General features: G+C 75.5%; 20 protein-coding genes. 3 read left to right on the top strand and 17 right to left on the bottom strand.

The genetic code is table 11. The annotated features are described in order from the left end of the window. Positions 1-188: 188 nt before the first annotated feature. Together BLT39_RS16345 and ilvD are read right to left on the bottom strand one after the other, a co-directional pair. A complete protein-coding gene (locus BLT39_RS16345; protein ID WP_091065851.1) occupies positions 189-2,813 on the bottom strand; it encodes a putative bifunctional diguanylate cyclase/phosphodiesterase in 2,625 nt (874 codons plus the stop codon). A gap of 100 nt (positions 2,814-2,913) precedes the next feature. Further along, entirely contained in the window at positions 2,914-4,611 is a 1,698-nt protein-coding gene (ilvD, locus tag BLT39_RS16340; protein WP_242658483.1) for a dihydroxy-acid dehydratase, read from the bottom strand. Between the two features lie 43 nt (positions 4,612-4,654). Here ilvD and BLT39_RS16335 point away from each other — a divergent pair, with 43 nt between their 5' ends. After that, a complete protein-coding gene (locus BLT39_RS16335) occupies positions 4,655-5,038 on the top strand; it encodes a PH domain-containing protein (RefSeq protein ID WP_242658482.1) in 384 nt (127 codons plus the stop codon). Here BLT39_RS16335 and BLT39_RS16330 read toward each other — a convergent pair. Continuing rightward, positions 5,032-5,982, bottom strand: coding sequence for a 2-hydroxyacid dehydrogenase (locus BLT39_RS16330; RefSeq protein WP_207508061.1), 951 nt, complete (start codon positions 5,980-5,982; stop codon positions 5,032-5,034). The genes BLT39_RS16335 and BLT39_RS16330 overlap by 7 nt on opposite strands. Positions 5,983-6,051: 69 nt before the next feature. Here BLT39_RS16330 and BLT39_RS16325 point away from each other — a divergent pair, with 69 nt between their 5' ends. Next, complete coding sequence (locus BLT39_RS16325) at positions 6,052-7,197, top strand: PQQ-dependent sugar dehydrogenase (protein WP_165640294.1); 1,146 nt, start codon at positions 6,052-6,054, stop codon at positions 7,195-7,197. Between the two features lie 255 nt (positions 7,198-7,452). Here BLT39_RS16325 and BLT39_RS16320 read toward each other — a convergent pair whose 3' ends face one another. The 5 genes from BLT39_RS16320 to gatC all read right to left on the bottom strand — a co-directional run bounded on the left by BLT39_RS16320 (position 7,453) and on the right by gatC (position 11,563). Further along, a complete protein-coding gene (locus BLT39_RS16320; protein ID WP_091065848.1) occupies positions 7,453-7,983 on the bottom strand; it encodes a GNAT family N-acetyltransferase in 531 nt (176 codons plus the stop codon). Further along, entirely contained in the window at positions 7,980-9,482 is a 1,503-nt protein-coding gene (gene gatB, locus BLT39_RS16315) for an Asp-tRNA(Asn)/Glu-tRNA(Gln) amidotransferase subunit GatB (protein ID WP_091065845.1), read from the bottom strand. Before gatB ends, BLT39_RS16320 begins: the two co-directional genes overlap by 4 nt. Positions 9,483-9,555: 73 nt before the next feature. After that, entirely contained in the window at positions 9,556-9,741 is a 186-nt protein-coding gene (locus BLT39_RS16310) for a hypothetical protein (protein WP_091065842.1), read from the bottom strand. Then, positions 9,738-11,255: an Asp-tRNA(Asn)/Glu-tRNA(Gln) amidotransferase subunit GatA gene (gene gatA / locus BLT39_RS16305; RefSeq protein ID WP_165640293.1), complete on the bottom strand. Its 1,518-nt coding sequence runs from the start codon at positions 11,253-11,255 to the stop codon at positions 9,738-9,740. The genes BLT39_RS16310 and gatA overlap by 4 nt, the downstream gene beginning before the upstream one ends. After that, a complete protein-coding gene (gene gatC / locus BLT39_RS16300) occupies positions 11,252-11,563 on the bottom strand; it encodes an Asp-tRNA(Asn)/Glu-tRNA(Gln) amidotransferase subunit GatC (RefSeq protein WP_091065836.1) in 312 nt (103 codons plus the stop codon). Before gatC ends, gatA begins: the two co-directional genes overlap by 4 nt. Positions 11,564-11,760: 197 nt before the next feature. Between gatC and BLT39_RS16295 the strand changes: the two genes are divergently transcribed. Next, positions 11,761-12,420, top strand: coding sequence for an ACT domain-containing protein (locus tag BLT39_RS16295; protein ID WP_091065833.1), 660 nt, complete (start codon positions 11,761-11,763; stop codon positions 12,418-12,420). Here BLT39_RS16295 and ligA read toward each other — a convergent pair. The 9 genes from ligA to BLT39_RS16250 all read right to left on the bottom strand — a co-directional run bounded on the left by ligA (position 12,417) and on the right by BLT39_RS16250 (position 25,334). Beyond that, positions 12,417-14,699: an NAD-dependent DNA ligase LigA gene (ligA, locus tag BLT39_RS16290; RefSeq protein WP_207508059.1), complete on the bottom strand. Its 2,283-nt coding sequence runs from the start codon at positions 14,697-14,699 to the stop codon at positions 12,417-12,419. The two genes, BLT39_RS16295 and ligA, sit on opposite strands and share 4 nt — an antisense overlap. Before the next feature lie 36 nt (positions 14,700-14,735). After that, positions 14,736-15,785, bottom strand: coding sequence for a methionine synthase (locus tag BLT39_RS16285; RefSeq protein ID WP_091065830.1), 1,050 nt, complete (start codon positions 15,783-15,785; stop codon positions 14,736-14,738). Beyond that, complete coding sequence (locus BLT39_RS16280) at positions 15,766-17,976, bottom strand: bifunctional metallophosphatase/5'-nucleotidase (RefSeq protein ID WP_091065827.1); 2,211 nt, start codon at positions 17,974-17,976, stop codon at positions 15,766-15,768. Before BLT39_RS16280 ends, BLT39_RS16285 begins: the two co-directional genes overlap by 20 nt. A gap of 293 nt (positions 17,977-18,269) precedes the next feature. Next, positions 18,270-19,361 carry a tRNA 2-thiouridine(34) synthase MnmA gene (gene mnmA / locus BLT39_RS16275; protein WP_091065824.1) on the bottom strand — a complete coding sequence of 364 codons (1,092 nt, stop codon included), beginning with the start codon at positions 19,359-19,361 and terminating at the stop codon, positions 18,270-18,272. Further along, positions 19,358-20,554 carry a cysteine desulfurase family protein gene (locus BLT39_RS16270; RefSeq protein WP_091065820.1) on the bottom strand — a complete coding sequence of 399 codons (1,197 nt, stop codon included), beginning with the start codon at positions 20,552-20,554 and terminating at the stop codon, positions 19,358-19,360. Before BLT39_RS16270 ends, mnmA begins: the two co-directional genes overlap by 4 nt. Next, entirely contained in the window at positions 20,551-21,927 is a 1,377-nt protein-coding gene (locus BLT39_RS16265; protein ID WP_242658481.1) for an MFS transporter, read from the bottom strand. The genes BLT39_RS16270 and BLT39_RS16265 overlap by 4 nt, the downstream gene beginning before the upstream one ends. Next, complete coding sequence (locus BLT39_RS16260; RefSeq protein ID WP_091065817.1) at positions 21,924-23,447, bottom strand: ATP-dependent DNA ligase; 1,524 nt, start codon at positions 23,445-23,447, stop codon at positions 21,924-21,926. Before BLT39_RS16260 ends, BLT39_RS16265 begins: the two co-directional genes overlap by 4 nt. Positions 23,448-23,564: 117 nt before the next feature. Then, positions 23,565-24,527 carry an electron transfer flavoprotein subunit alpha/FixB family protein gene (locus BLT39_RS16255; RefSeq protein ID WP_091065813.1) on the bottom strand — a complete coding sequence of 321 codons (963 nt, stop codon included), beginning with the start codon at positions 24,525-24,527 and terminating at the stop codon, positions 23,565-23,567. Positions 24,528-24,554: 27 nt separating this feature from the next. After that, a complete protein-coding gene (locus tag BLT39_RS16250; RefSeq protein WP_091065809.1) occupies positions 24,555-25,334 on the bottom strand; it encodes an electron transfer flavoprotein subunit beta/FixA family protein in 780 nt (259 codons plus the stop codon). Positions 25,335-25,406: the final 72 nt, after the last annotated feature.

Raw genomic sequence — 25,406 nt, 5'->3', positions numbered from 1 at the left:
ACAAAAAACCCCTCGTGCCGGCAGGCACGGAGGGGTGGGCGCGACGGTCGGGTGACCGTCGCGCTAGTCGATGACTACGAGGAGGGCAGAGCGCAGCACGCCGTCACTGTGCGCCCGGGGACGCACCCGCGTCAACCACCTCGTCCCATCCACTGGGACGAGGTGGACCGCTCCGTGGGACGGTCGGATCAGCCGGCGCCGACCCGGCCGACCTGGCCGGGCCACAGGTGCCCGGCGCCGGCGTCCAGCCGGGCCACCAGGGCGGGCAGGGTCAGCGGGCGGGACAGCAGGAAGCCCTGCGCGAAACCGCAGCCCAGCGCCCGCAGGACGGTGAGCTGGCTGGGGGTCTCCACGCCCTCGGCGACGACGTCGATGCCCAGCGCGCTGCCGATGCCGACGACCGAGGCGCACAGCGCACGGGGTCGGGCGTCCTTGTCCACCCGGGCGAGGAACGCGCGGTCGAGCTTGACCACGTCGACCGCCCAGCGGGTCAGGTGCTCCAGCGAGGAGGCACCGGCGCCGAAGTCGTCCAGCGCCAGGTGCACCCCCATCAACCGCAGCGCGGCGAAGTCGGCGGCCAGCGACGGGCTGTCGACCAGACCGGTGGAGCCGGTGACCTCCACGACGAGGCGCTGCGCGGGGAACCCGGTGGCCGCCAGCGCGGCCGCGACGTCGCCGACGACGGTCCCGCTGGCCAGGTGCACCGGGGAGACGTTGACGCCCAGCCGCAGCGGCTGGTCGTGCTCGGGCAGCGCGGCGGCCTGGGTCATGGCCTCGTGCAGCACCCAGCGCTGCAGGTCCCCCACCAGCCCGGCGCGCTCGGCGATCGGGATGAACTCCTCGGGCTCCAGCTCCCCGAACACCGGGTGCACCCAGCGCGCGAGCGCCTCGACCCCGGTGACCCGCTGCTCGGCCAGCGACACGATCGGCTGCCACGCGATGGCCAGCTCGCCGCGGGCGCGGGCGCCCACCAGGTCCTCGCGCAGCCGCTCGCGGCGGTCGCGGGCGGCGCCCAGCGACACCTCCCAGCGCCGCACGGACCCCGGCCCGGCCTGCCGGGCGCAGCGCACGGCCAGCTCGGCCCGGTCCAGCACGGTCTCCGCGCCCAGCCCGGCCTCCAGCGGCACCAGGCCGACGGCGGCGGTCAGGTCGACCAGGCCCAGCTGGGTGACCACGGGCTGCTCGACCACCGACAGGCAGCGGGCGGCCACCCGGTCGGGCTCGTCGCCGGTGCCGTGGGCCAGCACCGCGAACACCTCGGGACCGACCCGGGCGACCAGGTCGTCGGCCCGCACGGTGGCCCGCAGCCGCCGCCCGACCTCGACCACCGCGACGTCGACGACGTCCCGGCCGACGTTCTCCCGCGCGTCGCCCAGGCCCTCGATCTCGAACAGCAGCAGGCTGACCTCGGCGCCGGGGCCGGCCGCGGCCAGCTCCTCGGCGAGGGCGATGACGTGCGCGGCACGGTTGGGCAGGCCGGTGACCGGGTCGGTGAAGGCCAGCGAGCGCAGCTCGTCCTCGGCGTGCAGCCGGACGGTGACGTCGCGGCACTGCAGCACGAGCGCGCCCACGGCGGCGTCGGCGCGCAGGTCGGTGACACCGGCCTCCCACACCTGCCAGCTGCCGTCGGCGGCGGGCAGCCGGAAGCTGCACAGACCGGCCAGCGCGGCGCCGTCCCCCTCGCCGCCCAGCCAGGCCCGCACGGTCTCGACGTCCTGGGGGTGCACGCGGTCGGTGACCGGGGAGCCCACCAGCGGGCGGCCGGCGGCGTCGGCCGGGTCGGCCAGCGCGGGCGCGGCCCAGGTGATGACCCGGTCGGCGTCCAGGACGAGCACGGCGTCGCTGCTGGAGCGGACCAGGTTGCGGAACCAGGCCTCGCTGCGGGCCAGCCCCCCGGCGTAGCGCACCTCGTCGCCGACCACGACGACGCGGTGCACACCGGTCAGCGCGAGGCCGACCGCGACGGCGACCAGCGCGGCCGGGGTGGGTGTGGCCACGAACAGCGCGGAGGCGAGCACCAGGACGGCGGCCAGCACCATGACCGCGTGCGGCAGGAGCTGCCCGGCCAGGGTGATGCCGGTGACCAGGCGCCCGTCGGCCGGGCGTCCGTCGGCCGCGGCGCCGGGGTCGAGCGCGGCGGCCAGCGCGAGCAGCACCAGACCGCCCACGAACAGCGCCCGGGCGGCCAGGCCGAGCATCCCGAACGCGCCGGTGGAGCCCAGCACGCCCAGGCAGTCGGCGACGGTGACCGCGGCCAGCCCGGCCAGGGCGGTGCCCGCGGTGGTGCGGCGGGCCGGGCCCGCCGCGGTGAGGAAGGTGAGGCCGGCGGCCAGCAGCACCGTGGCGGCCAGGCAGCTGGCCTCCAGCCCGGCACGGGCGGCGGCGTCGAGCGGCAGCCGGCGCAGGACGGGCCCGACGACGAGGAGCTGGGCCAGCACGAACGCCGCGGTCCAGAACAGCGCGCTCTCCACCAGCAACCGGGTGCCGCCGGCGCGCAGCCGGGCGCGGCCGAGCAGGACCAGGACGGCGACCGCGCCGATGAGGTGCGGCAGGACGGAGGAGGCGGTGCGCAGCGGGTCGACCGCGCCCGGGGCGGGCCCGACCAGCTCCGCGGCACCGGCGGCGACGACGCCGACCACGAGGGCCCGGGCGACCAGCGCCCAGCCGCGGTCGGGCACGGCGCGGCCGGCCCGGGCGAGGACGGCGGCCGTGCTCAGCGCGGCGAGGACCACCACCCCGTCGGCGGCCAGCCGGTGGGCGCCGGCCGGCAGCAGCCAGGTGGCACCGAGCAGCGCGAGGCACAGCAGGCCCACGAGGGGGCTCCGGTGCCGGGTGCGTTCCACCTCAGCGAGGTCGGCAGTCCCGGCCGGCTGCAGGAGCCGGCCGGGACGCGGATCACCCCAAGGGGGCGGCTCAGCCGCAGATGGCGCCCTGGGCGGCCGAGCCGACGAGCTTGGCGTACTTGCCGAGCACCCCGCGGGTGTAGCGCGGCGCCGGGGGTGCCCAGCCCTCCCGGCGGCGGGCCAGCTCGTCGGCGTCGACGTGCAGGTCCAGGGTGCGGGTGCGCAGGTCCAGCACGATGCGGTCGCCGTCGCGGACGAGGGCGATGGGCCCGCCGTCGGTGGCCTCGGGGGCGATGTGCCCCACGCACAGGCCCGTCGTCCCGCCGGAGAACCGGCCGTCGGTGAGCAGCAGGACGTCCTTGCCCAGCCCGGCGCCCTTGATGGCACCGGTGACGGCGAGCATCTCGCGCATGCCGGGGCCGCCGCGCGGGCCCTCGTAGCGGATGACGACGACGTCGCCGGCCTTGAGCGTGCCCTCGGTGACCGCCTCCATGGCCCCGGCCTCGCCGTCGAAGACGCGGGCGGTGCCGTCGAAGACCTCGGCGTCGAAGCCGGCGCTCTTGACCACGGCGCCGTCGGGCGACAGCGAGCCGCGCAGGATCGTCAGCCCACCGGTGCGGTGGATGGGGTCGTCCATCGCCCGGATGATCGCGCCGTCGGGGTCGGGCGGGGAGATGTGCTCGAGGTTCTCGGCCATGGTCGCGCCGGTGACGGTCAGGCAGTCGCCGTGCAGCAGGCCGGCGTCCAGCAGGGCCTTGAGGACGACGGGGACACCGCCGATGCGGTCGACGTCGGTCATCACGAACCGGCCGAAGGGCTTGACGTCGGCCAGGTGCGGCGTGCGGTCGCCGATCCGGTTGAAGTCGTCGAGGGTGAGGTCCACGCCGGCCTCGTGCGCGATGGCCATCAGGTGCAGCACCGCGTTGGTGGAGCCGCCCAGCGCCATGACCACGGTGATGGCGTTCTCGAACGCCTCCTTGGTCATGATCTGGCGGGCCGTGATGCCGCGGCGCAGCAGCTCGACGACGGCCTCGCCCGAGCGGCGGGCGTAGTCGTCGCGGCGGTTGTCCGGTGCCGGCGGGGCGGCGCTGCCGGGCAGGCTCATGCCCAGCGCCTCGGCCACGCTGGCCATGGTGTTGGCGGTGTACATGCCACCGCAGCTGCCCATGCCCGGGCACGCCGCCTTCTCGATGGCGGTCAGCTCGTCGCGGCTGATCTTGCCCGCGGCGCACGCGCCGACGCCCTCGAAGACGTCGATGAGGGTCAGGTCCTTGTCGCCGAGCTTCCCCGGCAGCGTGGAGCCGGAGTAGAGGAAGACCGCGGCGAGGTCGAGGCGGGCGGCGGCCATGAGCATGCCGGGCAGCGACTTGTCGCAGCCGGCCAGCAGCACCGAGCCGTCCAGCCGCTCGGCGAACATGACCGTCTCGACGGAGTCGGCGATGACCTCGCGGGAGACCAGCGAGGCGCGCATGCCCTCGTGGCCCATGGAGATGCCGTCGGACACCGAGATCGTCCCGAACTCCAGCGGGTAGCCGCCGCCGGCGTGCACGCCCTCCTTGGCGGCCTTGGCCAGCCGGTCGAGGGAGAGGTTGCAGGGGGTGATCTCGTTCCAGGACGAGGCCACGCCGATCTGGGGCTTGTCCCAGTCGTCGTCACCCATGCCCACCGCGCGCAGCATGGCGCGGGCCGGGGCGCGGGTGATGCCGTCGGTCACCTCGAAGGACCGGGGCTTCATGGTGGAGGTGCGGTTCTCGTCCACGGTCGTCACGCCGGGGATGGTATGCCCGGGCACCTCTGGGACCATCGGCTGCGTGGCTGTCGCACGCATGAGGATGAGCCGGGTGGCCCTGCTGCCGGTGCTGGTGCTGCTGGTCTGCACGCTCCCGGTCGCGACCGCGGCGTGGTGGGGCACGCCCCTGCTGCTGGTGCCGGCGCTGGTCGCCGCCTGGGTGCTGCGGGTGGGCCTGGACATCGGCCCCGACGGCGTCACCCCGCGCACCCTGCTGACCGGCCGCACGGTGCCGTGGTCCGAGGTGGCCGGCGTCCGCGTCGACGACGACCAGTCGCTGTGGCTGGTGCGCACGTCGGGCACCGAGGTCCGGCTGCCGGTGGTGCGGGCCCGCGACCTGTCCCGGCTGGCGGCGGTGTCCGGCGGCCGCATCCCCGACCCCGAGGCCGCGCCCCCGGTTCAGTAGCGGTCGACCACGTTCTCCAGCGGCGCGCCCTCCAGCACCCGCCGCAGCTGGGCGGCGACGGCCTCGGTGGCCCGCCGTCCGGTGTCGGGGACGGCACCGGCCACGTGCGGGGTGAGCAGCAGACCCGGCGCCGACCACAGCGGGTGGCCCTCGGGCAGCGGCTCGGGCTCGGTGACGTCCAGCGCCGCGCGCAGCCGGCCGGCGGTGAGCTCGGCCAGCAGGGCGTCGGTGTCCACGACGACGCCGCGGGCGGCGTTGACCAGCAGCGCGCCGTCCTTCATGGCACCCAGGAAGGCGGCGTCGACCAGGCCGGTGGTCTCCTCGGTGACCGGGACGATGACCACCACGACGTCGGCGGCGGGCAGCAGGTCGGGCAGCTCGGCGGTGGACCGGACGCCGTCGCGGGCGGTGCGGGCGACGTAGGTCAGGTCGACGTCGAAGCCGGCCATCATCGCGCCCACCGTGCGGCCGATGTCGCCGGCGCCGACGACCAGCACCCGCGCGCCGACGAGCGAGGCGTCGGTGCGCGGGGACCAGCGGCCGGCGTCCTGCTCCCGGGTGAAGTGCGGCAGCCCGCGCTGGGCGGCCAGCGTCGCCGCGACCACCCACTCGGCGGTGGCGGGGGTGTGCGCGCCGCGGGCGTTGCAGAGCACCACGCCCTCGGGGAGCCGGCCGGCGAACTTCTCGGCCCCGGCGCTCATCAGCTGGACCAGGCGCAGGTCGGGCAGGCCGTCCAGGAAGCCGTCGGGGATGCCCGAGCCGCCGGCCGGGACCCAGACCTGCGCGCGAGCGGCGTCCCCGGTGGGCGGGCCGTCGGTGGGGTCCACCCGGTGCGCGCGGATGCGCGGGGACAGCTGCTGCAGGTGCTCGCCGAGCGCGCGGGAGGGCACCAGGACGTGCAGGTCGGCGTCGTCGGTCAGGTCGAGCACGGGCGTGTCGGGCACGGTGCCGACGCTAGGGGGCCGGGCTCGCGACGGCGATCCGGGAGGGTGCCGGTGCGTACCCTCGGCGGGGTGACCCGGGGAGCCCGCGCGCTGGTGGCCGCGACCGCGTGCGCCCTGCTCGCCGGGTGCGGCGGGGGCTACACGCCCGCCGGCCCGTTCCGCGAGGTGCAGGACGCACCCGGTCCGCAGGTCGGCCCGCCCACGGACGCGGCACCCGCCCCGGCGCCGGGCAGCCCCACGCCGGGCACCGGCCAGGAGCAGCCCGGCGACCCGAACGTGCTGGCCACCGACCTGGCCGTGCCCACCGGGCTGGTGCTGCTGCCCGACGGCACCGGCGTGGTCGCCGAGCGGGAGACCGGCCGGCTGCTGCAGGTCTTCCCCGACCGCTCCCCCGCCCGCGAGCTGATGGTGGTGCCCGGCGTCGACACCGCCGGTGACGGCGGCCTGCTCGGGCTCGCGCTGTCGCCCACCTTCGACCAGGACGGGCTGTTCTACGCCTACCTGTCCACCGCCACCGACAACCGGGTGGTCCGCTTCCCGCTCGGCGGCACCCCCAACCCGGTGGTCACCGGGATCCCGCGCGGGGAGACCCGCAACGGCGGGGGGCTGGCCTTCGGCCTCGACGGCACCCTGTACGTGGGCACCGGCGACACCGGGGTCGCGGCCCTGGCCCAGGACCCCGCGTCGCTGGCCGGCAAGGTCCTCGCCTACGACGTCTTCGGCCAGCCCGTCGGCGCCGGCCCGGTCTACAGCTCGGGCCTGTCGGACGTGAAGGGCCTGTGCCTGGGCGCCGACGGCGCGGTCTACGCCACCGACGACGCCGCGACCGGGCCCGACGAGTTCGACCGGCTGGTCGCCGGCGGGGACTACGGCTCGCCCGCGGCGCTGCCGGGCAGCCTGCCCGCGGTGCTCAGCGTGCCCGGTGGGACCGGCGGGCTGGCCGGCTGCGCGGTGTCGGGCAGCTTCGTCTTCCTCGGTGCGCTGGACGGCCGCCAGGTCGTGCTCGCCCAGCTCGGACCCGACGGCGCGCCGGTCGAGGAGCCCCAGCCGTTCCTCGCCGACGAGTACGGCCGGCTGCGGTCGGTGGCGGTCGACGCCGAGGGCGCGCTGTGGATCACCACGTCCAACACCGACGGGATCGGCTCCCCCGCCGAGGACGACGACAAGGTGCTGCGCATCCAGCCGCCCGCCTCGGACGCCACCAGCCCGCTGTAGCACGGTCGCCCTCCGGTCTCCGACCGCGGCCAGGTGCCGTCCCGGCGTGCGCTGAGCCCTCCGCCGTCGTCCTCGGCGACCCTGCGGGCCACCTCGTCGGCCGGGCATCGCACGGCGCGCCCGGTCGGCGCGGGTGCAGCCGGTCACCTGGCGGCGATGCGGTCACGGCACGCGGTGAACGGATCGCTGCACCCTGACCGGTCGCGGGTCCCACCGGTGGCTCGGTGCGGTCCGCGGGCAGCGGGTCGTGCGGCGTCAGGGCGTCCGCCCACGCCGCAGCACGACGTGCCGGCGGTCGTCGGCCGGGTTGTCGGGCTCCAGCTCGCCCTCGGCGACCCGCACGAAGCCGGCCCGCTCCAGCGCGCGCCAGGACGCGCGGTTGTCCGCGTGCACCGGGACGACGACGTCGGCGGCGTCCGCGTGGTCGGCGAACCCGCGGTCCACGGCGGCGCGCACCAGCGCCGTCCCCACCCCGCGGCCGCGGGCGGCGGGCTCCCCCACCAGGTAGTCGATGCTCAGCGCGCCGTCGGGGACGGCGAGCAGGTGGGCGAGCTCGGCGGCGTAGGCCGGCTCGTCGGCGAAGCAGTACACCTGCACGAAGCCGACGGGGGCGCCGTCCTCGAGGACGAGGTACAGCGCGGTGGGGTCCGCGCCGTCCAGGGCAGGTCCGTAGCGCGCGGCGACCTGCGCCGGGTCCTCGGCCCACCAGCGGGCCACGAGGGGCTCGGCCAGCCACGCAGCGAGCAGACCGAGGTCCGCCCGCTGCAGCGGCTGCAACGAGATCACCCGCCCAGGACCCGTTCCTCGAGCATCCGGCGGACGGTGGCTGCATCGGCCTTGCCGCGGGTCTCCTTCATGACCGCGCCGACCAGCGCGCCCAGGGCCGCGGTCTTGCCGCCGCGGACCTTCTCCACCACGTCGGGGGCGCCGGCGATCGCTGCGTCGACGGCGGCCCCGAGCTCGTCGGAGTCACCCATCACCGCGAGCCCGCGGGAGTCCACGACCTGCCGCGGGGAGCCCTCGCCGGCCAGCACGCCGTCGAGCACCTGGCGCGCCAGCTGGTCGTTGACGGTGCCCTCGGCGACCAGCTGGGTGAGCTCGGCGACCTGGGCCGGGGTCACCGCCAGGTCACCGAGCTCGACGCCGGCGTCCTTGGCGCGGCGGGACAGCTCGCCCAGCCACCACTTGCGGGCGTCCGCGGGGTCGGCGCCGGCGGCCACGGTGTCGCTGACCAGGCCGAGGGCACCGGCGTTGACCAGCCAGGCCATCTCGGTGTCCGACAGGCCCCACTCCTCGCGCAGCCGGGCGCGACGGGCGGCGGGCAGCTCGGGGAGGTCGGCGCGCAGCTGCTCGACCCAGTCGGTGTCGGGGGCCATCGGCACGAGGTCGGGCTCGGGGAAGTACCGGTAGTCGGTGGCCTCCTCCTTGCTCCGCCCGGCCGAGGTGGAGCCGGTGTCCTCGTGGAAGTGCCGGGTCTCCTGCAGGATCCGCTCGCCGTCGTCGAGCAGCGCGGCCTGCCGGCGCATCTCGTAGCGCACCGACCGCTCGACCGAGCGCAGCGAGTTGACGTTCTTGGTCTCGGTGCGGGTGCCCCACTCCAGCGACCCGGTCGGGGCCAGGGAGGTGTTCACGTCGCAGCGCAGGTTGCCGCGCTCCATGCGGACCTCGGAGACGCCCAGGGCCAGCAGGATCTCGCGCAGCTCGGCGACGTAGGCGCGGGCGACCTCGGGGGCCTTGGCGCCGACGCCGGCGACCGGCCTGGTGACGATCTCCACCAGCGGGATGCCGGCGCGGTTGAAGTCGACCAGCGAGTGGTCGGCACCGTGGATGCGCCCGGTGGCCCCGCCGACGTGCAGGTTCTTGCCGGTGTCCTCCTCGAGGTGCACCCGCTCGATCTCCACCCGGTAGGTCTCGCCGTCGACCTCGACGTCCAGGTGCCCCGCGGTGCACAGCGGCTCGTCGTACTGCGAGGTCTGGAAGCCCTTGGGGATGTCGGGGTAGAAGTAGTTCTTCCGGGCGAACCGGCACCAGGTGGCGATCCGGCAGCCCAGCGCCAGGCCGATCCGGATGGTGGCCTCGATGGCCGCGGCGTTGGCCACCGGCAGCGCGCCGGGCAGGGCGAGGCAGACCGGGCAGGTCTGGGTGTTGGGCTCGGCGCCGAAGGTGGTGGCGCAGCCGCAGAACATCTTCGAGGCGGTGCCCAGCTCGACGTGGGTCTCCAGGCCGAAGACCGGCTCGTAGCGGGAGACGACGTCGTCGAACTCGAGCAGACGGTCGGTGCTCACGAGGCCTCCTCGCTGGCGCTCGTCGGACGCGTTCGCGTGGCTGCTGTGCCCTCGCGTTCGCTCGTAAGCTCGCTCACTTCTGCTCCTTCTTGGCTTCCCGGGCCTCCGCACGGCCGGTGACCACGGCACCGACGGCGGTGAGGACCCCGAGGACGATGAACACGGCGAACACGGCGCGGCCGGTGGTCGCCCACAGCACGGCGCCGGCGAGGACGACGAAGGCGGTCAGCCCCCACGCGGCCTTCAGGGCGGTGCTCATGCGCGCGCCGCCAGCTGACCCAGGAAGGTGCCGCCGCGGGCGGCGTCCTGCGCGGCCTCGAGCGCGGCACCGACGCGGTAGCAGCGGTCGTCGGCCAGTGCAGGGGCCATCACCTGCAGGCCGACGGGCAGGCCCTCGGACAGCCCGCACGGCACCGAGATGGCCGGCAGGCCGGCCAGGCTGGCCGGCAGCGTGCACAGGTCGGCGGCGTACATGGCCAGCGGGTCGTCGACCCGCTGGCCGATCGGGAAGGCCACGCTCGGGGAGGTCGGGCTGACCAGCACGTCGACGCCGTCGCCGAAGGCGGTGAGGAAGTCGCGGCCGATGAGCGTGCGGACCTTCTGCGCCTGGCCGTAGTAGGCCTCGTAGTAGCCGGCCGACAGCGCGTAGGTGCCGAGGATGATGCGCCGCTTGACCTCGGGCCCGAAGCCCTGCTCGCGGGTGAGCGCCATGACCTCGTCCAGGTCGCGGCTGCCGTCGTCGCCGACCCGCAGGCCGTACCGGACGCCGTCGAAGCGGGACAGGTTGGACGACGCCTCGCTCGGCGCGATCAGGTAGTAGGCGGCCAGCGCCAGGTCGAAGCTGGGGCAGGACACCTCGCGGACCTCCGCACCCAGCGCACGCAGCTGGTCGACCCCGGTGCGGAACGCCTCGAGGACGCCGGGCTCGTAGCCTCCGGCGTGGCCCTCGCCGCCGAGCTCGCGGACGACGCCGACCACGGTGCCGGTCAGGTCGCCCTGCGCACCCTGCTGCGCGGCCGCCACGTAGGGCGCGGCCGGGGCGTCGATGGAGGTGGAGTCGCGCGGGTCGTGCCCGCCGATGACCTCGTGCATGAGCGCGGCGTCGGCCACGGTGCGGGCCATCGGGCCGGCCTGGTCGAGGCTGGAGGAGAACGCGATCAGGCCGTAGCGGGACACCGAGCCGTAGGTGGGCTTGTGCCCGACCAGGCCGGTGACCGCGGCGGGCTGGCGGATCGAGCCACCGGTGTCGGTGCCGATCGCCCAGGGCGCCAGGAACCCGGCGACGGCGGCCGAGGACCCGCCGGAGGAGCCGCCGGGGATGCGGTCGTGGTCCCACGGGTTGCGGGTGGGGCCGTAGGCGGAGTTCTCGGTGGAGGAGCCCATCGCGAACTCGTCCATGTTGGTCTTGCCCAGCAGGACGGTGCCGGCGGCCTTGAGGCGTGCGGCGACGGTGGCGTCGTAGGGCGGCCGCCAGCCCTCGAGGATGCGCGAGCCGCTGGTGGTGGGGACGCCGTCGGTGACCACGACGTCCTTGAGCGCGACGGGGACGCCGGCCAGCCGGCCCAGCTCCTCGCCGGCGGCGCGGCGGCGGTCGACCTCGGCGGCGGTGGCCAGCGCGGTCTCGCCGTCGACGTGCAGGTAGGAGTTCAGCGCGCCGTCGGTGGCCTCGATGGCGTCCAGGTGGGCGCGGGTGACCTCGACGGCGCTGGTCTCGCCACCGGCGAGGGCGGCCTGCAGGGCGGTGACGTCCAGGCGGGTCAGCTCGGCGCTCACGCCTCCTCCCCCAGGATGCGCGGCACGCGGAACCGGTCGTCCTCGGCCGCCGGGGCACCGGCGAGCACCTGCTCGCGGGGCAGGCTGGGGGTGACGACGTCGGGCCGGTGCACGTTGGTCAACGGCACGGCGTGCGTGGTCGGGGTGACGTCGGTGGTCGGCGCATCCTGGACCCGGGCGACGGCGCCGAGCACGACGCCGAGCTGGTCGGCGAAGCGGTCGAGCTCCTCGTCGGTGACGGCGAGCCGGGACAGCCGCGCCAGGTGCGCGACGTCGTCTCGGGACAGGCTGTGTGCGTCCGTGCTCATGCGGTGGTGGGACCCCACTGTCGGTCTGCTCGGTGGACGGCGGGGAGCACGCGGCACCCCGACCCTGTGAGTCTACGTGGGGCGGGCCACGCCCCCGGGCCCGCGAGGCGGGTTGGCCTCGACGGGGGTCCGTGCGGCAGGCTGGCGGCGCCCACGATCGACGGAGATCGACACCCGGCGGTCCTGCGGAGGTGCCCGTGTCCTACCTGCTCCGGCTGGTCGTGCCCGACCGGCCCGGCATCCTCGGCGCCGTCGCGACGGCGCTCGGTCTGGCCGGCATCGACATCGTGTCGGTGGACGTGCTGGAGCGCGGCGACGGGATCGCCGTGGACGACATCGTGGTGGAGCTGCCCGAGGACCGGGTGGTCGACGGGCTGATCACCGCGGTGATGACGGTGCCGGGCGTGCAGGTGGAGTCGCTGCGCCCCTTCTCCGGTCAGCTGGACACCCACCGCGAGCTCGAGCTGCTGGAGTCCCTGGGCCGCGCGGGCAGCGGCACCGCGGCGCTGTTGGCCGGCGAGCTGCCGCGGGTGCTGCACGCCGGGTGGGCGGCGGTGCTGGCCGGCACCACGGACGGCGTCTCGGTGCACGCGGCCTCGGAGGCCGCCCCCGACCTCACCGGGGTGGCGCTGCCGTGGCTGCCGCTGACCGCGCCGGTGCTGCTGCCCAGCGAGGAGGACTGGGTGCCGGCGCTCTGGCAGGAGATGGCCGTGGAGATGATGGCCGCGCCCTTCGACGGCGGGGCCGTGGTGCTGCTGGGCCGCTCGGGCGGGCCGGCGTTCCGCCGCTCGGAGCTGCTGCGGCTCACCCACCTGACCGGCATCGCCGCGACGGTGGCCCAGCTCCCCCCGGTCTAGGCCCCCTCCTCCGCGCCCGCCGGCGCGGTGCCCTGCTCGGCGGTGCCCTGCTCGGCAGTGCCCTGCTCGGCGTCCGCGGCCTTCTTCCGACGGGGTGCCCGCTTCCTCGGCGCCGGGGCCTCGGCCACGTCCTCGGCGGTCGGCGCGGGCTCGCTGCCGTCGCCGACCGTCGCGACCTCGCGGGCGGCGTCGGGGCCCTGCTCCAGCAGCACCGCGAAGCCGTCGTCGTCGAGGATCGGTGCCTTGACCGCCACGGCCTTGTCGTACTTGCTGCCGGGGTCGGCGCCGACCACGACGAAGCCGGTCTTCTTGGACACCGAGCCGGTGACCTTGCCGCCCCGCTCCTGGATGGCGGCGATGGCCTGGTCGCGGCTGTGGTCGCGCAGGGAGCCGGTGACGACGACGGTGACCCCGGTGAGCGGGCCGGGCCCGGCGTCGGAGGCCTCGTCCTCCATCCGGACGCCGTCGCGGCGCCACTTCTCGACCACGCCGAGGTGCCAGTCAACGGCGAACCAGTCGCGGACCGCGGCGGCGATGGTCGGGCCGACGCCGTCGGCGGCGGCGAGCTCCTCCTCCGAGGCGGCCATCAGCCGGTCCATCGACCGGAACTCACGGGCCAGGGCCTGGGCGGCGGTGGGGCCGACGTGCCGGATCGACAGCGCGACCAGCACCCGCCAGAGCGGGACGTCCTTGCGGGTCTGCAGGTTGGTCAGCAGCCGCTGCCCGTTGGCCGACAGGGTGCCGTCCTTCCTGGTGAAGAAGTCGGCGGTGGCCAGCTGCTCGGCGGTCAGGGAGAACACGTCGCCCTCGTCGGTGAGCAGGCCGCTGGCCAGCAGCGAGGTGGCCGCCTCGTAGCCCAGCACCTCGATGTCGAAGGCGCCGCGGCCGGCGACGTGGAAGACCCGCTCCCGCAGCTGGGCCGGGCACGAGCGGGCGTTCGGGCAGCGGATGTCGGCGTCGCCCTCCTTCTCGTGCCGCAGCTCGGTGCCGCACTCGGGGCAGTGCGTGGGCATGACGAACTCGACCTCGTCGCCGGTGCGCACGTCGACGACCGGGCCGAGGATCTCGGGGATGACGTCGCCGGCCTTGCGGATGACCACGGTGTCGCCGATCAGCACGCCCTTGCGGACGACCTCGCTGGCGTTGTGCAGCGTGGCCAGCTGCACGGTCGAGCCGGCGACCTTCACCGGCTCCATGTAGCCGAACGGGGTGACCCGGCCGGTGCGGCCGACGTTGACCCGGATGTCCAGCAGCTTGGTGGTGGCCTCCTCGGGCGGGTACTTGAACGCGATCGCCCAGCGCGGGGCGCGGCTGGTCGACCCCAGCCGGCGCTGCAGGGCGACCTGGTCGATCTTGACCACGACGCCGTCGATCTCGTGCTCGACGGAGTGCCGCTGCTCGCGGTAGCGCTCGATGTAGGCCCACACGGCCTCGAGATCGGGCACCACCTCGTACCGCTCGCTGGTGGGCAGGCCGAAGGCCTTGAGCTTCTCGTAGGCCTGCGACTGCCGCTCCAGCTCGAAGCCCTCGCGGGCACCGATGCCGTGCACGAGCAGCCGCAGCGGGCGACCGGCGGTGACCCTCGGGTCCTTCTGCCGCAGCGACCCGGCGGCGGCGTTGCGGGGGTTGGCGAAGGGCGCCTTGCCGGCCTCGACCTGGGCGGCGTTGACCTCCGCGAAGGCGGCGACCGGGAAGTAGACCTCGCCGCGCACCTCGACCAGCTCGGGCACGTCGTCGCCGGCCAGCTGCTGCGGGACGTCGGCCATGGTGGCGACGTTGGCCGTGACGTCCTCTCCGGTGGTGCCGTCGCCGCGGGTGGCTGCGCGCACCAGCCGGCCGCGCTCGTAGACCAGGTCGATGGCCAGCCCGTCGATCTTGAGCTCGCAGAGGTAGCCGGCCCCGGCGGCGCCGTCGCGGTCGGCACGGGCGGCCCAGGCCGACAGCTCGTCGGAGCTGAAGGCGTTGTCCAGGCTCTGCATGCGCTCGAGGTGGGTGACCGGGGAGAAGGTGGCGCCGAAGCCGCCGTTGACCTTCTGGCTGGGCGACTCGGGGGTGACCAGGGCGGGGTGCTCGGCCTCGAGCGCCTTGAGCTCGCCCATGAGCTCGTCGTACTGGCCGTCGCTGACCAGCGGGGCGTCCTTGACGTAGTAGGCGAAGGCCAGCCGGTCGAGCTCCTCGGACAGCTCGCGGTGCCGGTCGCGGGCGGCGTCGGGCACCTCGGTGACGTCGGCCCGGTCCTGCTCGGCCTCGACCTGGGGTGCTGCGTCGTCCGTGATCACGAGGTGCACGGTAGCCAGGGGGTCCGACAGGAAAACTCAGTCCGGCAGGAGGTACTTCGCCGCCTCGCGGACGTGCGCCATCGCCGCGCGGGCGTAGGCGGGGCTGGCCCCGGCGAGCCCGCAGGTGGGGGTCAGCGTCACCGCGGTGTGCAGTTGCTCGGCCGGGAAGCCGAGCCGTCCCCACCACTGCTGCAGCCGGGTCGCGGTGGCCTTCGGTGCGGGCAGGACGGTGTCGGTGCCCGGGACGACGCCCAGCACCAGGTGCGTGCCGGCGTCGACCGCGGTGCCGACCGCGTCGAGGTCGGTGACGAGACCCAGGTCGAACCCGACGGCGTCGGCACCGGCGGTGCGCAGCAGGGCCAGCGGCACCTGGCGGGCGCAGCAGTGCACCACGACGGGGTGCCCGAGGGCCTCGAGGAAGCGGGTGGTCTCCTCCAGCGCGACCGGCTCCTCGACGGCGGGCAGCTTGCCGAAGCCGCTGGCCGTGGGCAGGGCGCCCTGCAGCACGGCCGGCAGGGACGGCTCGTCGACCTGGACGACGACGGCCGCTCCGGGCAGGCGGGCCGAGACCTCGGCGACGTGCGCCCGCAGGCCCTCGGCGAGGGACTGCGCCAGGTCGCGGCGGGCGCCGGGGTCGACGACGGCGCGGTCGCCGCGGGTGCGCTCCAGCATCGAGGCCAGCGTCCAGGGGCCGGCGGCCTGCACCTTGAACGGTCCGGTCCAGTCGCCGGCGACGTCGTGCAGGGCGTCGAGGTCGCGGGCGAGGAACTCCTCCGCGCGCTGCAGGTCCTTGCCGGGGCGGGGCACCAGCCGCCAGCCGGCGGGGGTCAGGTCGACGGCCAGGTCCACCAGCAGGGCGGCGGTCCGGCCGGTGATGTCGGCGCCGGCGCCGCGGGCGGGCAGCTCGGGCAGGTGCGCGAACCCGGGCAGCTCGCCCACGGCCAGGCGGACGGCCTCGGCCGGGTCGGTGCCGGGGAGCGAGCCGACGCCCGAGGCCGGCCCCCACGGTGACGTGGGGACCGGCCTCGGGTCGGTGGTGCCGGGAGTGCTGTCGTGCTGGGTGCTGCTACCGCTGGGTGACGCCACGCCCGCGACGGTAGCCCGCCGCGGTGGCGACCCCGCCGGCCAGCAGCAGGCCGACGCCGAGGGCGGTCAGCTGCCCGGTGGCCGCACCGGTGTTGGCCAGCTGGCCGGTCCCGATGCCGTTGCCCGGGTTGGCGACCGGCTGGGTGCCCGGCGTGCCGGGGGTCCCGGAGCCGCCGCCCGCGCCGCCGCCGTCGCCGGGGTCGGCGGGGCAGGTGAAGCCGGCCCCGGCGACGCCGAGGGCACCGCTGCTGGCATCGACCGTGCCGACCGGCTGGGGCTCGGTGGTGGTGCCACCGAGGCCCACCGCCGGGGCGGGCGCCGTCGCGAACGTGGTCGGCGTGCCGTGGTCCGCCGCCGGCGGGTCGACCGGCGAGTTGGCCTCGAAGTAGTCGACCGCGGTGTCGACGTCGACCGGGCCCGTCGTCGGGTCGGTGCCGTTGGTGAAGGCGGTGAAGCTGTCGCCACCGGCGACGAGGAAGGAGTTGGCGACCACCCGGTAGCTGGCGGCGGGGTCGATGACCGTGCCGTCCAGCGTGATGCTGGCCGGGTCCACCCGCTGGCCGTAGGGCTGGGCGAGGTCGAAGGAGTAGGCGAAGCCCTCCGAGGTGCCCAGGCGCAGGTTGCTCGCCCGCGGCCCACCGGGGTTCTGGAACTGCTGCTCCAGGATGCCGCGGATGTCGGCGCCTGTCAGGGTGATGGCGTTGACCGTGTTGCCGAACGGCTGCACGGCGAACAGCTCGGCGTAGGTCACGTCGCCGGCCAGGATGTCGGTCCGCAGGCCGCCCGGGTTCATGAACGCAATGACCGGGTCGCCGTAGGCCGGGTCCTGCAGGGCCTCGAGCTGGGCCTGCGCGACGAGGTTGCCCAGGCTGGACTCGCCGTCGCGGACGGCGGTGAACGAACCGTCCGGGTTCAGCGTGCCGGCCCGGCGGATGTCGGCGGTGGCGCTGCCCTCGACCACGTCGCCGGCCTCGGCCGACGCGTCCTGCCAGTACCCGACGATGGCGGCGATGTCCGGGTCGGGCGCGTTGCGGGTGACCGGGACGTTGGTGGCCTGGTAGATGCCGCACAGGCGGTCGACGTCACCGGTGGTGCCGTCGAGGACGAGCCGGATGTCGGAGATCAGCCGGCCGTAGAACCCGGCCTGGGTGAGCAGCCGCGGGTTGCCGGCCGGGTCGGGGACGATGCAGTTGTAGGCCTGGTGGCTGTGGCCGCTGATGATCAGGTCGACGGCGGGGTCGACGCCGGCGTTGATGTCGACGATCGGGCCGGTGAGCTGGTCGCACCCGTTGGCGTCGAGGGAGTCCCCGCCCTCGTTCTCCCCGCCCTCGTGGATCAGCACGCCGATGGCCTCGATGCCCTGGGCCTGCAGCACCGGCACCCACCGGTTGACGGCCTCCGCCTCGTCGATGAACTCGACGTCGGCGATGCCGGCCGGGGACACGATGGTCGGCGTGGTCTCGGTGACCACACCGATCAGCGCCATCTGCTTGCCGCCGCCGACGTCGAACACCTCGTAGGGCGGGAGCATGGGCTCACCGGAGGCCGTGTCGATGACGTTGGCGGCCAGGTAGGGGTAGTCCGTGCCGTGGAAGTCCTCACCGGTGCTGTCGGTGAAGCAGCCGTCCACGCCGGCCTCGAAGGGCTGACCGCCGAGGGTGGCCGGGCAGGCGTCGACGTCGTCGGAGTACTCGCCGTCGGTGGCCGCCGAGATGCGTCGCAGCTCGTCGGTGCCACGGTCGAACTCGTGGTTGCCGACGGAGGACACGTCCAGGCCCATCGCGTTCAGCACCTCGATGGTCGGCTCGTCGCGGAAGACGCTCGAGTCGAACGGCGAGGCGCTGATCAGGTCACCGGCGCCGACGAAGAGCGAGGCCTCGGGCGTGCCGCCCTGCGCGAGGAACGCGGCCCGGGCCGACTGCACCGTGGTGGCGACGCTGGCGGACCCGCCGACGGTCGTGGTGACGTCGTCGGCCGTGCCGTAGGCACCGTCGGGGCCCGGGTCGGTCAGCAGCTGGCTGTCGGCGCCGGTCGTGTCGGAGATGCGGCCGTGGAAGTCGTTCATGCCCAGCAGCTGGACCGGGATGTCGGCAGGGGCCGCGGTCGGCGCGGCGGAGGCCATCGTCGGGAGCCCGACCAGGGCGGCCGAGGCCACCAGGGTCGCGGCGAGGGTGAGGCGCGTTCGGCGCAAGGGTCCTCCAGGAGCTGGCTCCGGCCGAACCGTGCGTGACGGAACGATCACAGAGCATGACTAAGTAGCGCGGCGAACCTTCTCGCCCCGGCGAACCTAGCCCGCACCCCTGGCGAAACCAAGACTCCGCTGAGAACCGACGCCGATCGTTCACCGCCCGGAAACGCGACCCGGGACCGCGGCCCGGGAACGCTCACCCGGGCAGGCAGGGGAAGCCCGGCACCCGGTGGACGGGCGCGGCGGTGGGCGCAGGGCCTCCCCTGCCCGGCACCCCGGGTGGGTGCCGCGACGGGTCAGGCGACGGGTGCGCGGCGGGCGGCACGGGCGACCGCGGCCTGGCCCAGCACCCGGTCCCCGCGCTCGGCGTCCGGCTCGTACAGCACCGCGGACTGCCCCGGGGCCACCCCGCGCTGCACCTCGTGCAGCGTGAGCACCAGGCCGCCGTCGCCGTCCCCGGTCACGCTGCACGGCACGGCCGCGCCGTGCGCGCGCAGCTGGACCGCGGCGTCGAACGGCAGCGCGGGCACCGCGCCCGTCCAGGTCGGCGCACCGGTGCCGACCTCGTCCACCCCGGCGAGGTCCGCCGTCCCCACCGTGACGGTGCGGCTGACCGGCTCGATGCCCAGCACGTAGCGCGGGCGCTGGTCACCGGTGGTGATGCCCAGTCCCTTGCGCTGGCCGACCGTGAAGCCGTGGGTGCCGCTGTGCTCCCCCACCACCGAGCCGGTCGCGGCGTCCACCACCGGCCCGGGCGCGGCGCCCAGCCGGCGGTCGAGGAACCCGCGGGTGTCCCCGTCGGGGATGAAGCAGATGTCGTGGCTGTCGGGCTTGGTGGCCACCGCGTAGCTGCGCTCGGCGGCGATGGCCCGGACCCGCTCCTTGGTCATCGACCCCAGCGGGAACACCGCGCCGGCCAGCTGCCGGGCGGTGAGCACACCCAGCACGTAGCTCTGGTCCTTGGCCACGTCGACCGACCGGCGCAGCTCGCCGTCGGCCAGCCGCGCGTGGTGGCCGGTGACGACGGCGTCGAAGCCGAGCGCCTGCGCGCGGTCCAGCACCGCGGCGAACTTGATCTTCTCGTTGCAGCGCAGGCAGGGGTTCGGCGTCCGGCCCGCGGCGTACTCGGCGACGAAGTCGTCGACGACGTCCTCGGCGAACCGGTCGGCCATGTCCCACACGTAGAACGGGATGCCCAGCTCGGCGGCGACCCGGCGGGCGTCGTCGGCGTCCTCGACGCTGCAGCACCCCCGCGACCCGCTGCGCAGCTGCTGCCGGTGCTGGGACAGCGCCAGGTGCACCCCGGTGACCTGGTGACCGGCCTCGACGGCGAGCGCGGCGGCGACGGCGGAGTCGACGCCACCGCTCATCGCGGCGACGACCCTCATGCCGACCGCCGGCCCAGGCCCGCCCGCCGGGCGCGCTCGACGACCGGGCCGATGACGTCGAGCACCGCGTCGACGTCGGCACCCGTGGAGGTGTGGCCCAGGCTGAACCGCAGCGAGCTGCGGGCCCGCTCGGGGTCGGCACCGGCGGCCAGCAGCACGTGGCTGGGCCGCGCGACCCCCGCGCTGCACGCCGACCCGGTGGAGCACTCGATGCCGTTGGCGTCCAGCAGCATGAGCAGCGCGTCGCCCTCGGCACCCGGGAAGGACAGGTGCGCGTTGCCGGGCAGCCGGCCGGGGCCGCCGGCGACGACGGCGTCCAGCGGCGGACCGTTGAGCTGCACGTCGGGCACGCGCTCGACCACGCCGGCGACCAGCCGGTCGCGCAGCGCGGCGACCCGGGCGGCCCGCTCGGTGCGGGAGGCGACGCTGGCGGTGGTGGCCACCGCCAGCCCGACGATGGCGGCGACGTCGAGGGTGCCGGAGCGGACGTCGCGCTCCTGGCCGCCGCCGTGCAGCAGCGGGGTGCACTCGGCGTCCCGGCGCAGCACGAGCACCCCGGCGCCCATCGGCCCGCCGAGCTTGTGGCCGGTCATCGTCAGCGCGTCGACCCCGCTGGCGGCGACGTCCACCGGCACCTGGCCGACGGCCTGCACCGCGTCGGTGTGCAGCGGCACGCCCACCGCGTGGGCGACCGCCGCCAGCGCCGCCAGGTCGCTGACCGCGCCGATCTCGTTGTTGGCCCACATGACGCTGGCGACGGCGACGTCGCTGCCGTCGCCCAGCGCCTCGGCCAGCGCGTCGGCGGTGACCGCGCCGGTGGGGTCGACGTCGAGCCAGGTGACCTCGGCGCCGTCGTGCTCGACCAGCCACTCGACGCTGTCGAGCACGGCGTGGTGCTCGGCCGGGCTGACCACGACGCGGGTGCGCCGCGGGTCGGCGTCCCGGCGGGCCCAGAACATGCCCTTGACGGCGAGGTTGTCGCTCTCGGTGCCGCCGCCGGTGAACAGCACCTCCGACGGCCGGGCGCCGAGCGCGGCGGCCAGCCGCTCGCGGGACTGCTCGGCGGTGCGCCGGGCCTCGCGGCCGCTGGCGTGCAGCGACGAGGCGTTGCCCACCCGGGCCAGCTGCTCGGTCATCGCCGCGACGGCCTCGGGGAGCATCGGCGTGGTGGCCGCGTGGTCGAGGTACGTCATGACTGAGCCAGCGTAGGCGCGTCCTGGGCCACCGAGGTGGCCGGGACCCGGGCGCGGCCGGCGACCGCGCAGCCGACCGCGGCGACGGCGGTGCAGCCGGCCACCCCGGCGAGGACCGCGGCCGGCAGCGGGAGCAGGCCCGCGGTGGCGGCGCCGAGCAGCACCCCGACCGCGCCGATGCACAGCGCGGCGGCGGTGACGTCGGCGATCTGCAGGGAGGCCGAGTCCGCGCCGCGCCGGTGCTCGGGCGACTGCTCCAGCAGCAGCACGCCCACGCTGGACATGCCCAGCCCCATCCCCAGGCCGGCGACCGCCCAGGTGGCGTAGACCGGCCAGCCGTGCAGCCCGGCGACGGCGACCAGTGCGGTCCCGCCGACGCCGGTCACCACGAAGCCGAACCCGAGCTGCAGCAGCCGGACCCGGCTGAGGTCGGGACGGCGACCCTGCAGCGCGCTGGCGACCGACCACCCGACGGCACCCGCGGAGAGCGGGATACCGGCCGCCGTGGGGGTGAACCCGTGCAGCTGCGCCAGGGACAGCGGGATGAGCGCCTCGACGCCGAAGAACGCCCCGGCCAGCAGCCCGCGCGAGGCGATGACCGTGGGCAGGCCCCGCGCGGCGCGGGCGGTGCCGCGCGGCAGCAGGTAGCCCAGGCCCAGCACGAGCGCGACGAGGCCGGCGACCGCGACCGGGACGGCGAGGAGGTCCAGCCGCTGGCCGGCGTACTGCAGCCCCGCCACGCCGACGCCGGACAGCAGCGCCCACCAGCGCCGGTGCGGGTCGGGGCGGGCGCCGGGTGCGGGGACGGCGAGCCGGCGCAGCGCGGGCAGCACCAGGGCGAGCCCGGCCGCGACCAGCGGCAGGATCCCCAGGAACACCAGCCGCCAGGTGGCCACCGAGGTCAGCAGGCCGGCCAGCAGCGGGCCGACCAGCGCGGGCACGACCCAGGCAGCCGAGAGCGCGCCGAACAGCGCCGGGCGCAGCCGGGGGTCGAAGGCCGCCCCGGCCACCACGTAGATCGACACCGAGATGAACCCGCCGCCCAGGCCCTGCACGGCACGGCCGAGGACGAACAGCGGCATGTCGACGGCCAGGCCGGAGGCGACCAGCCCGGCCGCGAAGACCCCGACGCCCCACAGCAGCGCCACCCGCGGTCCGCGCCGGTCGCCGAGGTCGCCGCCGAGCACCATGCCCACGACCTGGGCGACCAGGAACGCGGTGAACGGCCAGCCGTACCAGGCCAGGCCGTCGAGCTCGGCCACCGCGGTGGGCAGCACGGTCGCCACGGCCATCGACTCGAACGCGACGAAGGTGACCAGGGTGACCAGCCCGGCGGTCGTCAGCCGGTGCCGGCCGTCGAGGATGCCGCTCACTGGCCGGCCGCCCCGGAGCTTCCCGGCAGCAGCGCGCGGACGGCGTCGATCGTGTCCGCCTCGGCGGGGCCCTTGTCGGGGCGGTACCGCAGCACCCGGGCGAAGCGCAGCGCGACGCCGCCGGGGTAGCGGGGGCTGCGCTGCACGCCGTCCAGCTCGATCTCCACGACCAGCTCGGGCCGCATCGTCACCGCACCGCGCCCGGTGGCGGTGACCAGGTCCGGGAAGGTGGCCGTCTGCCAGGCCAGCAGCTCGTCGGTCATGCCCTTGAACGTCTTGCCGACCATCACCGGCGCGCCGCCGTCGGGGTCGCGGGCGCCCAGGTGGATGTTGGACAGCGACCCGGTGCGCCGGCCGTAGCCCCACTCGGCGCCGATGACGACCAGGTCCAGGGTGTGCACCGGCTTGACCTTGCGCCAGGCGCTGCCCCGCCGTCCGGCGGCGTACGGGCTGCCCAGCACCTTGACGACGACGCCCTCGTGGCCCGCGGCCAGCGCCGCGTCCTGGAAGGCGGCGGCCTGCGCCGGGGTCGGCCGGACGACGCCGGGCATCCGGTGCTCCCCCGCCACCCGCTCCAGCACGTCGCGGCGGGCGGCCAGCGGCTCGTCGACCAGGTCGGTGCCGTCGGCGTGCAGGCAGTCGAAGAAGAACGGCCGCAGCAGCAGCTCGCCGGTGTCGGCGCCGAACCGGGCCGCGGTCTCCTGGAACGGCCGGGGCCGGCCGTCGTCGGTGAGCGCGAGGGTCTCCCCGTCGAGCACCAGCCGCTGCGCGGGCAGCCCGCGGACCACCTCGACCAGCTCGGGCACCCGCGCGGTGACCTCCTTGAGCGAGCGGGTCCAGACGCGGACGTCGGCGCCGTCCTTGTGCACCTGGATCCGGGCGCCGTCCATCTTGTGCTCGACCACGACGTCACCGTCCCCCAGCGCACCGGCGAGGTCCTCGGCGGGCGAGGCGAGCATGGGCCGCAGCGGGCGGCCGACCTCCAGCCGCACCGCCTCCAGGGCCACCGCTCCCCCGTCCAGCGCCAGCTCGGCGACGACCGGCAGCTCCCCGGACAGGAAGAACGCCCGGCGGACGACGGTCGCGGGCGCGTCGGCGGCCGCGGCGACGGCGTCGAGCACCACGCCCTCCAGCGCCCCGTGCCGCAGCTCCCCGCCGAGCAGCCGCAGCAGGAAGGACTGCTCGTCGGCGGTGGCGGCGCCGAACAGGTCGGCCAGCAGCTGCGCGCGGCGGGCGGCGGACCCGGCGCCGGACACCGCGGCGAGCTCGTCGAGGGCGGCCTCGACGGCGGCCACGGTGAGGGTGGGTCCGGCGGCGGGGACGGCGTCGACGCCGGCGAGGGTGCGCCACCCGGCCCCGAGCTTGCCCTGCCGCGGTGCGCCGGACAGCCATGCGGTGACCGGGCCAACCTCGTCGGGGCCGGCGGCGCGCAGCAGGTCGGCGACGGCGTCGCGCTTGGCCGTCCGGGCCCGGGTGGCGCCGACCGCGGCGGAGGTGGTCACGACGTCGGCGAGCAGCACCGCCCCATCGTCACCCGGCGCGTCCTCCTGCGCGAAAGTCCGTCCTCCCTCAGCAGCGCTGGCGAGGGAGGACGGACTTCGATCAGGGCCCCTGATCAACGCTGGGCCCGGGGACTGCTACTTGCGGGCGGTGATCTGCTCCGTCGCGGCGGGCACGACGGTGTTCAGGTCGCCCACGACGCCGAAGTCGGCGAGCTCGAAGATCGGCGCCTCGGGGTCCTTGTTGACCGCGACAATGCTCTTCGAGGTCTGCATGCCGGCCCGGTGCTGGATGGCCCCGGAGATGCCGACGGCGATGTAGAGCTGCGGCGAGACGGTCTTGCCGGTCTGCCCGACCTGGAAGCTGTGCGGGTAGAAGCCGGAGTCGACCGCGGCGCGGGAGGCACCCACGGCCGCGCCGAGGGAGTCGGCCAGGCCCTCGATGATCGAGAAGTTCTCGGCCGAGGCGACCCCGCGGCCACCGGAGACCACGATCGAGGCCTCGGTGAGGTCGGGGCGGTCGGACTTCTGCTCGACCACCCGGTCGACCACGCGGGTCTGCTTGGCGGCGTCGGAGACCGACACGGTGACGGTCTCCTCCTCGGCCGCGGCCGGGGCGGCCTCGGGGGCGACCGAGTTGCCGCGCAGGGTGTAGATCGGGGTCCCGGTGGTGACCTTGGCGTGCACGATGGTCGCGCCGGCGAAGGCCACCTGGGTGGCGGTGCCGTCGGCGGCGATCTCGGTGACGTCGGTCAGGAACCCCGAGCCGGTCTTGATCGCCAGGCGGCCGGCGATCTCCTTGCCCTCCGGCGTGGAGGGGATGACCACCGCGGCCGGCGAGCGGTCGGCGACCAGCTGCGCCAGCACCTCGGCCTTGGGGGCCACCAGGTAGGCGTCGATGTCGTCGGACTCCCCGACCAGCACCTTCGCGGCGCCGTACTCGGCGAGGGCGTCCTTGACGCCGGCCGCGGTGCCGGGGGCACCGAGCACGACGGCCGAGGGCTCGCCGAGCACGCGGGCGGCGGTGAGCGCCTCGAGGGTGGTCTTGCGGACGCCGGAGCCGTCGGGGGCGGTCTCGACGAGGACCAGAACTTCAGCCATGGTTGTCTTCTCCTCCAGTGGTTCCGGTCAGACGAGCTTCTGGCTGGCCAGGAAGCCCACGAGCTTCTCGGCGCCGTCGCCCTCGTCGGTCACCTTGACGCCCTCGCCCTTGGGCGGGCGGCCGGCGAAGTCCAGCACCTGGCTGGTCGCGGTGGCCAGGCCGACGGTGCCGGCGTCGACGCCGAGGTCGGCCAGCGACTTGGTCTCCACCGGCTTCTTCTTGGCGGCCATGATCCCCTTGAAGGAGGGGTAGCGCGGCTCGTTGATGGTGTCCCAGGTGCTCACGATGGCCGGGGTCTGCGCCTCGAGGGCCCAGAAGCCGCCGTCGGTCTGCCGCTCCACCTTCAGCGTCGAGCCGTCGACGGTGAGCTTGCGGGCACCGGACAGGTGCGGGATGCCCAGCCGCTCGGACAGCAGCGCCGGCATGACCGAGACGCGGCCGTCGGTGGACTCGGCACCGCAGATGACCAGGTCGTACTCCAGCTGGGAGAGCGCCGCGGCGATGACCGCCGACGTCTGCACCGCGCAGGAGCCGTGGATGGCCTCGTCGGAGACGTGCACGGCCTTGTCCGCGCCCATCGACAGGGCCTTGCGGATGGCGTCGGTGGCGCCGTCGGGGCCGACGGTCAGCACGGTGACCTCGCCGCCCTGCGACTCCTTGACCGTCAGCGCCTCCTCGATGGCGTACTCGTCCATCTCGTTGATGACGTTGTCGGCACTGGCGCGCGCGACGGTGTTGTCCGAGCTGTCCAGCTGGCGCTCGGTGCCCGAGTCGGGCACCTGCTTGACCAGGACGACGATGTTCATCGCACCTCCGCGAGTGGGTTCAGGGTGCGGACGTGAGCCCGCACACGCACTGATGATTCACGTTACTCGTGG

The sequence above is a fragment of the Klenkia brasiliensis genome, from assembly GCF_900100695.1.
Classification (GTDB): Bacteria; Actinomycetota; Actinomycetes; order Mycobacteriales; family Geodermatophilaceae; genus Klenkia; species Klenkia brasiliensis.
This window is presented reverse-complemented; position numbering and strand designations above follow the sequence as displayed.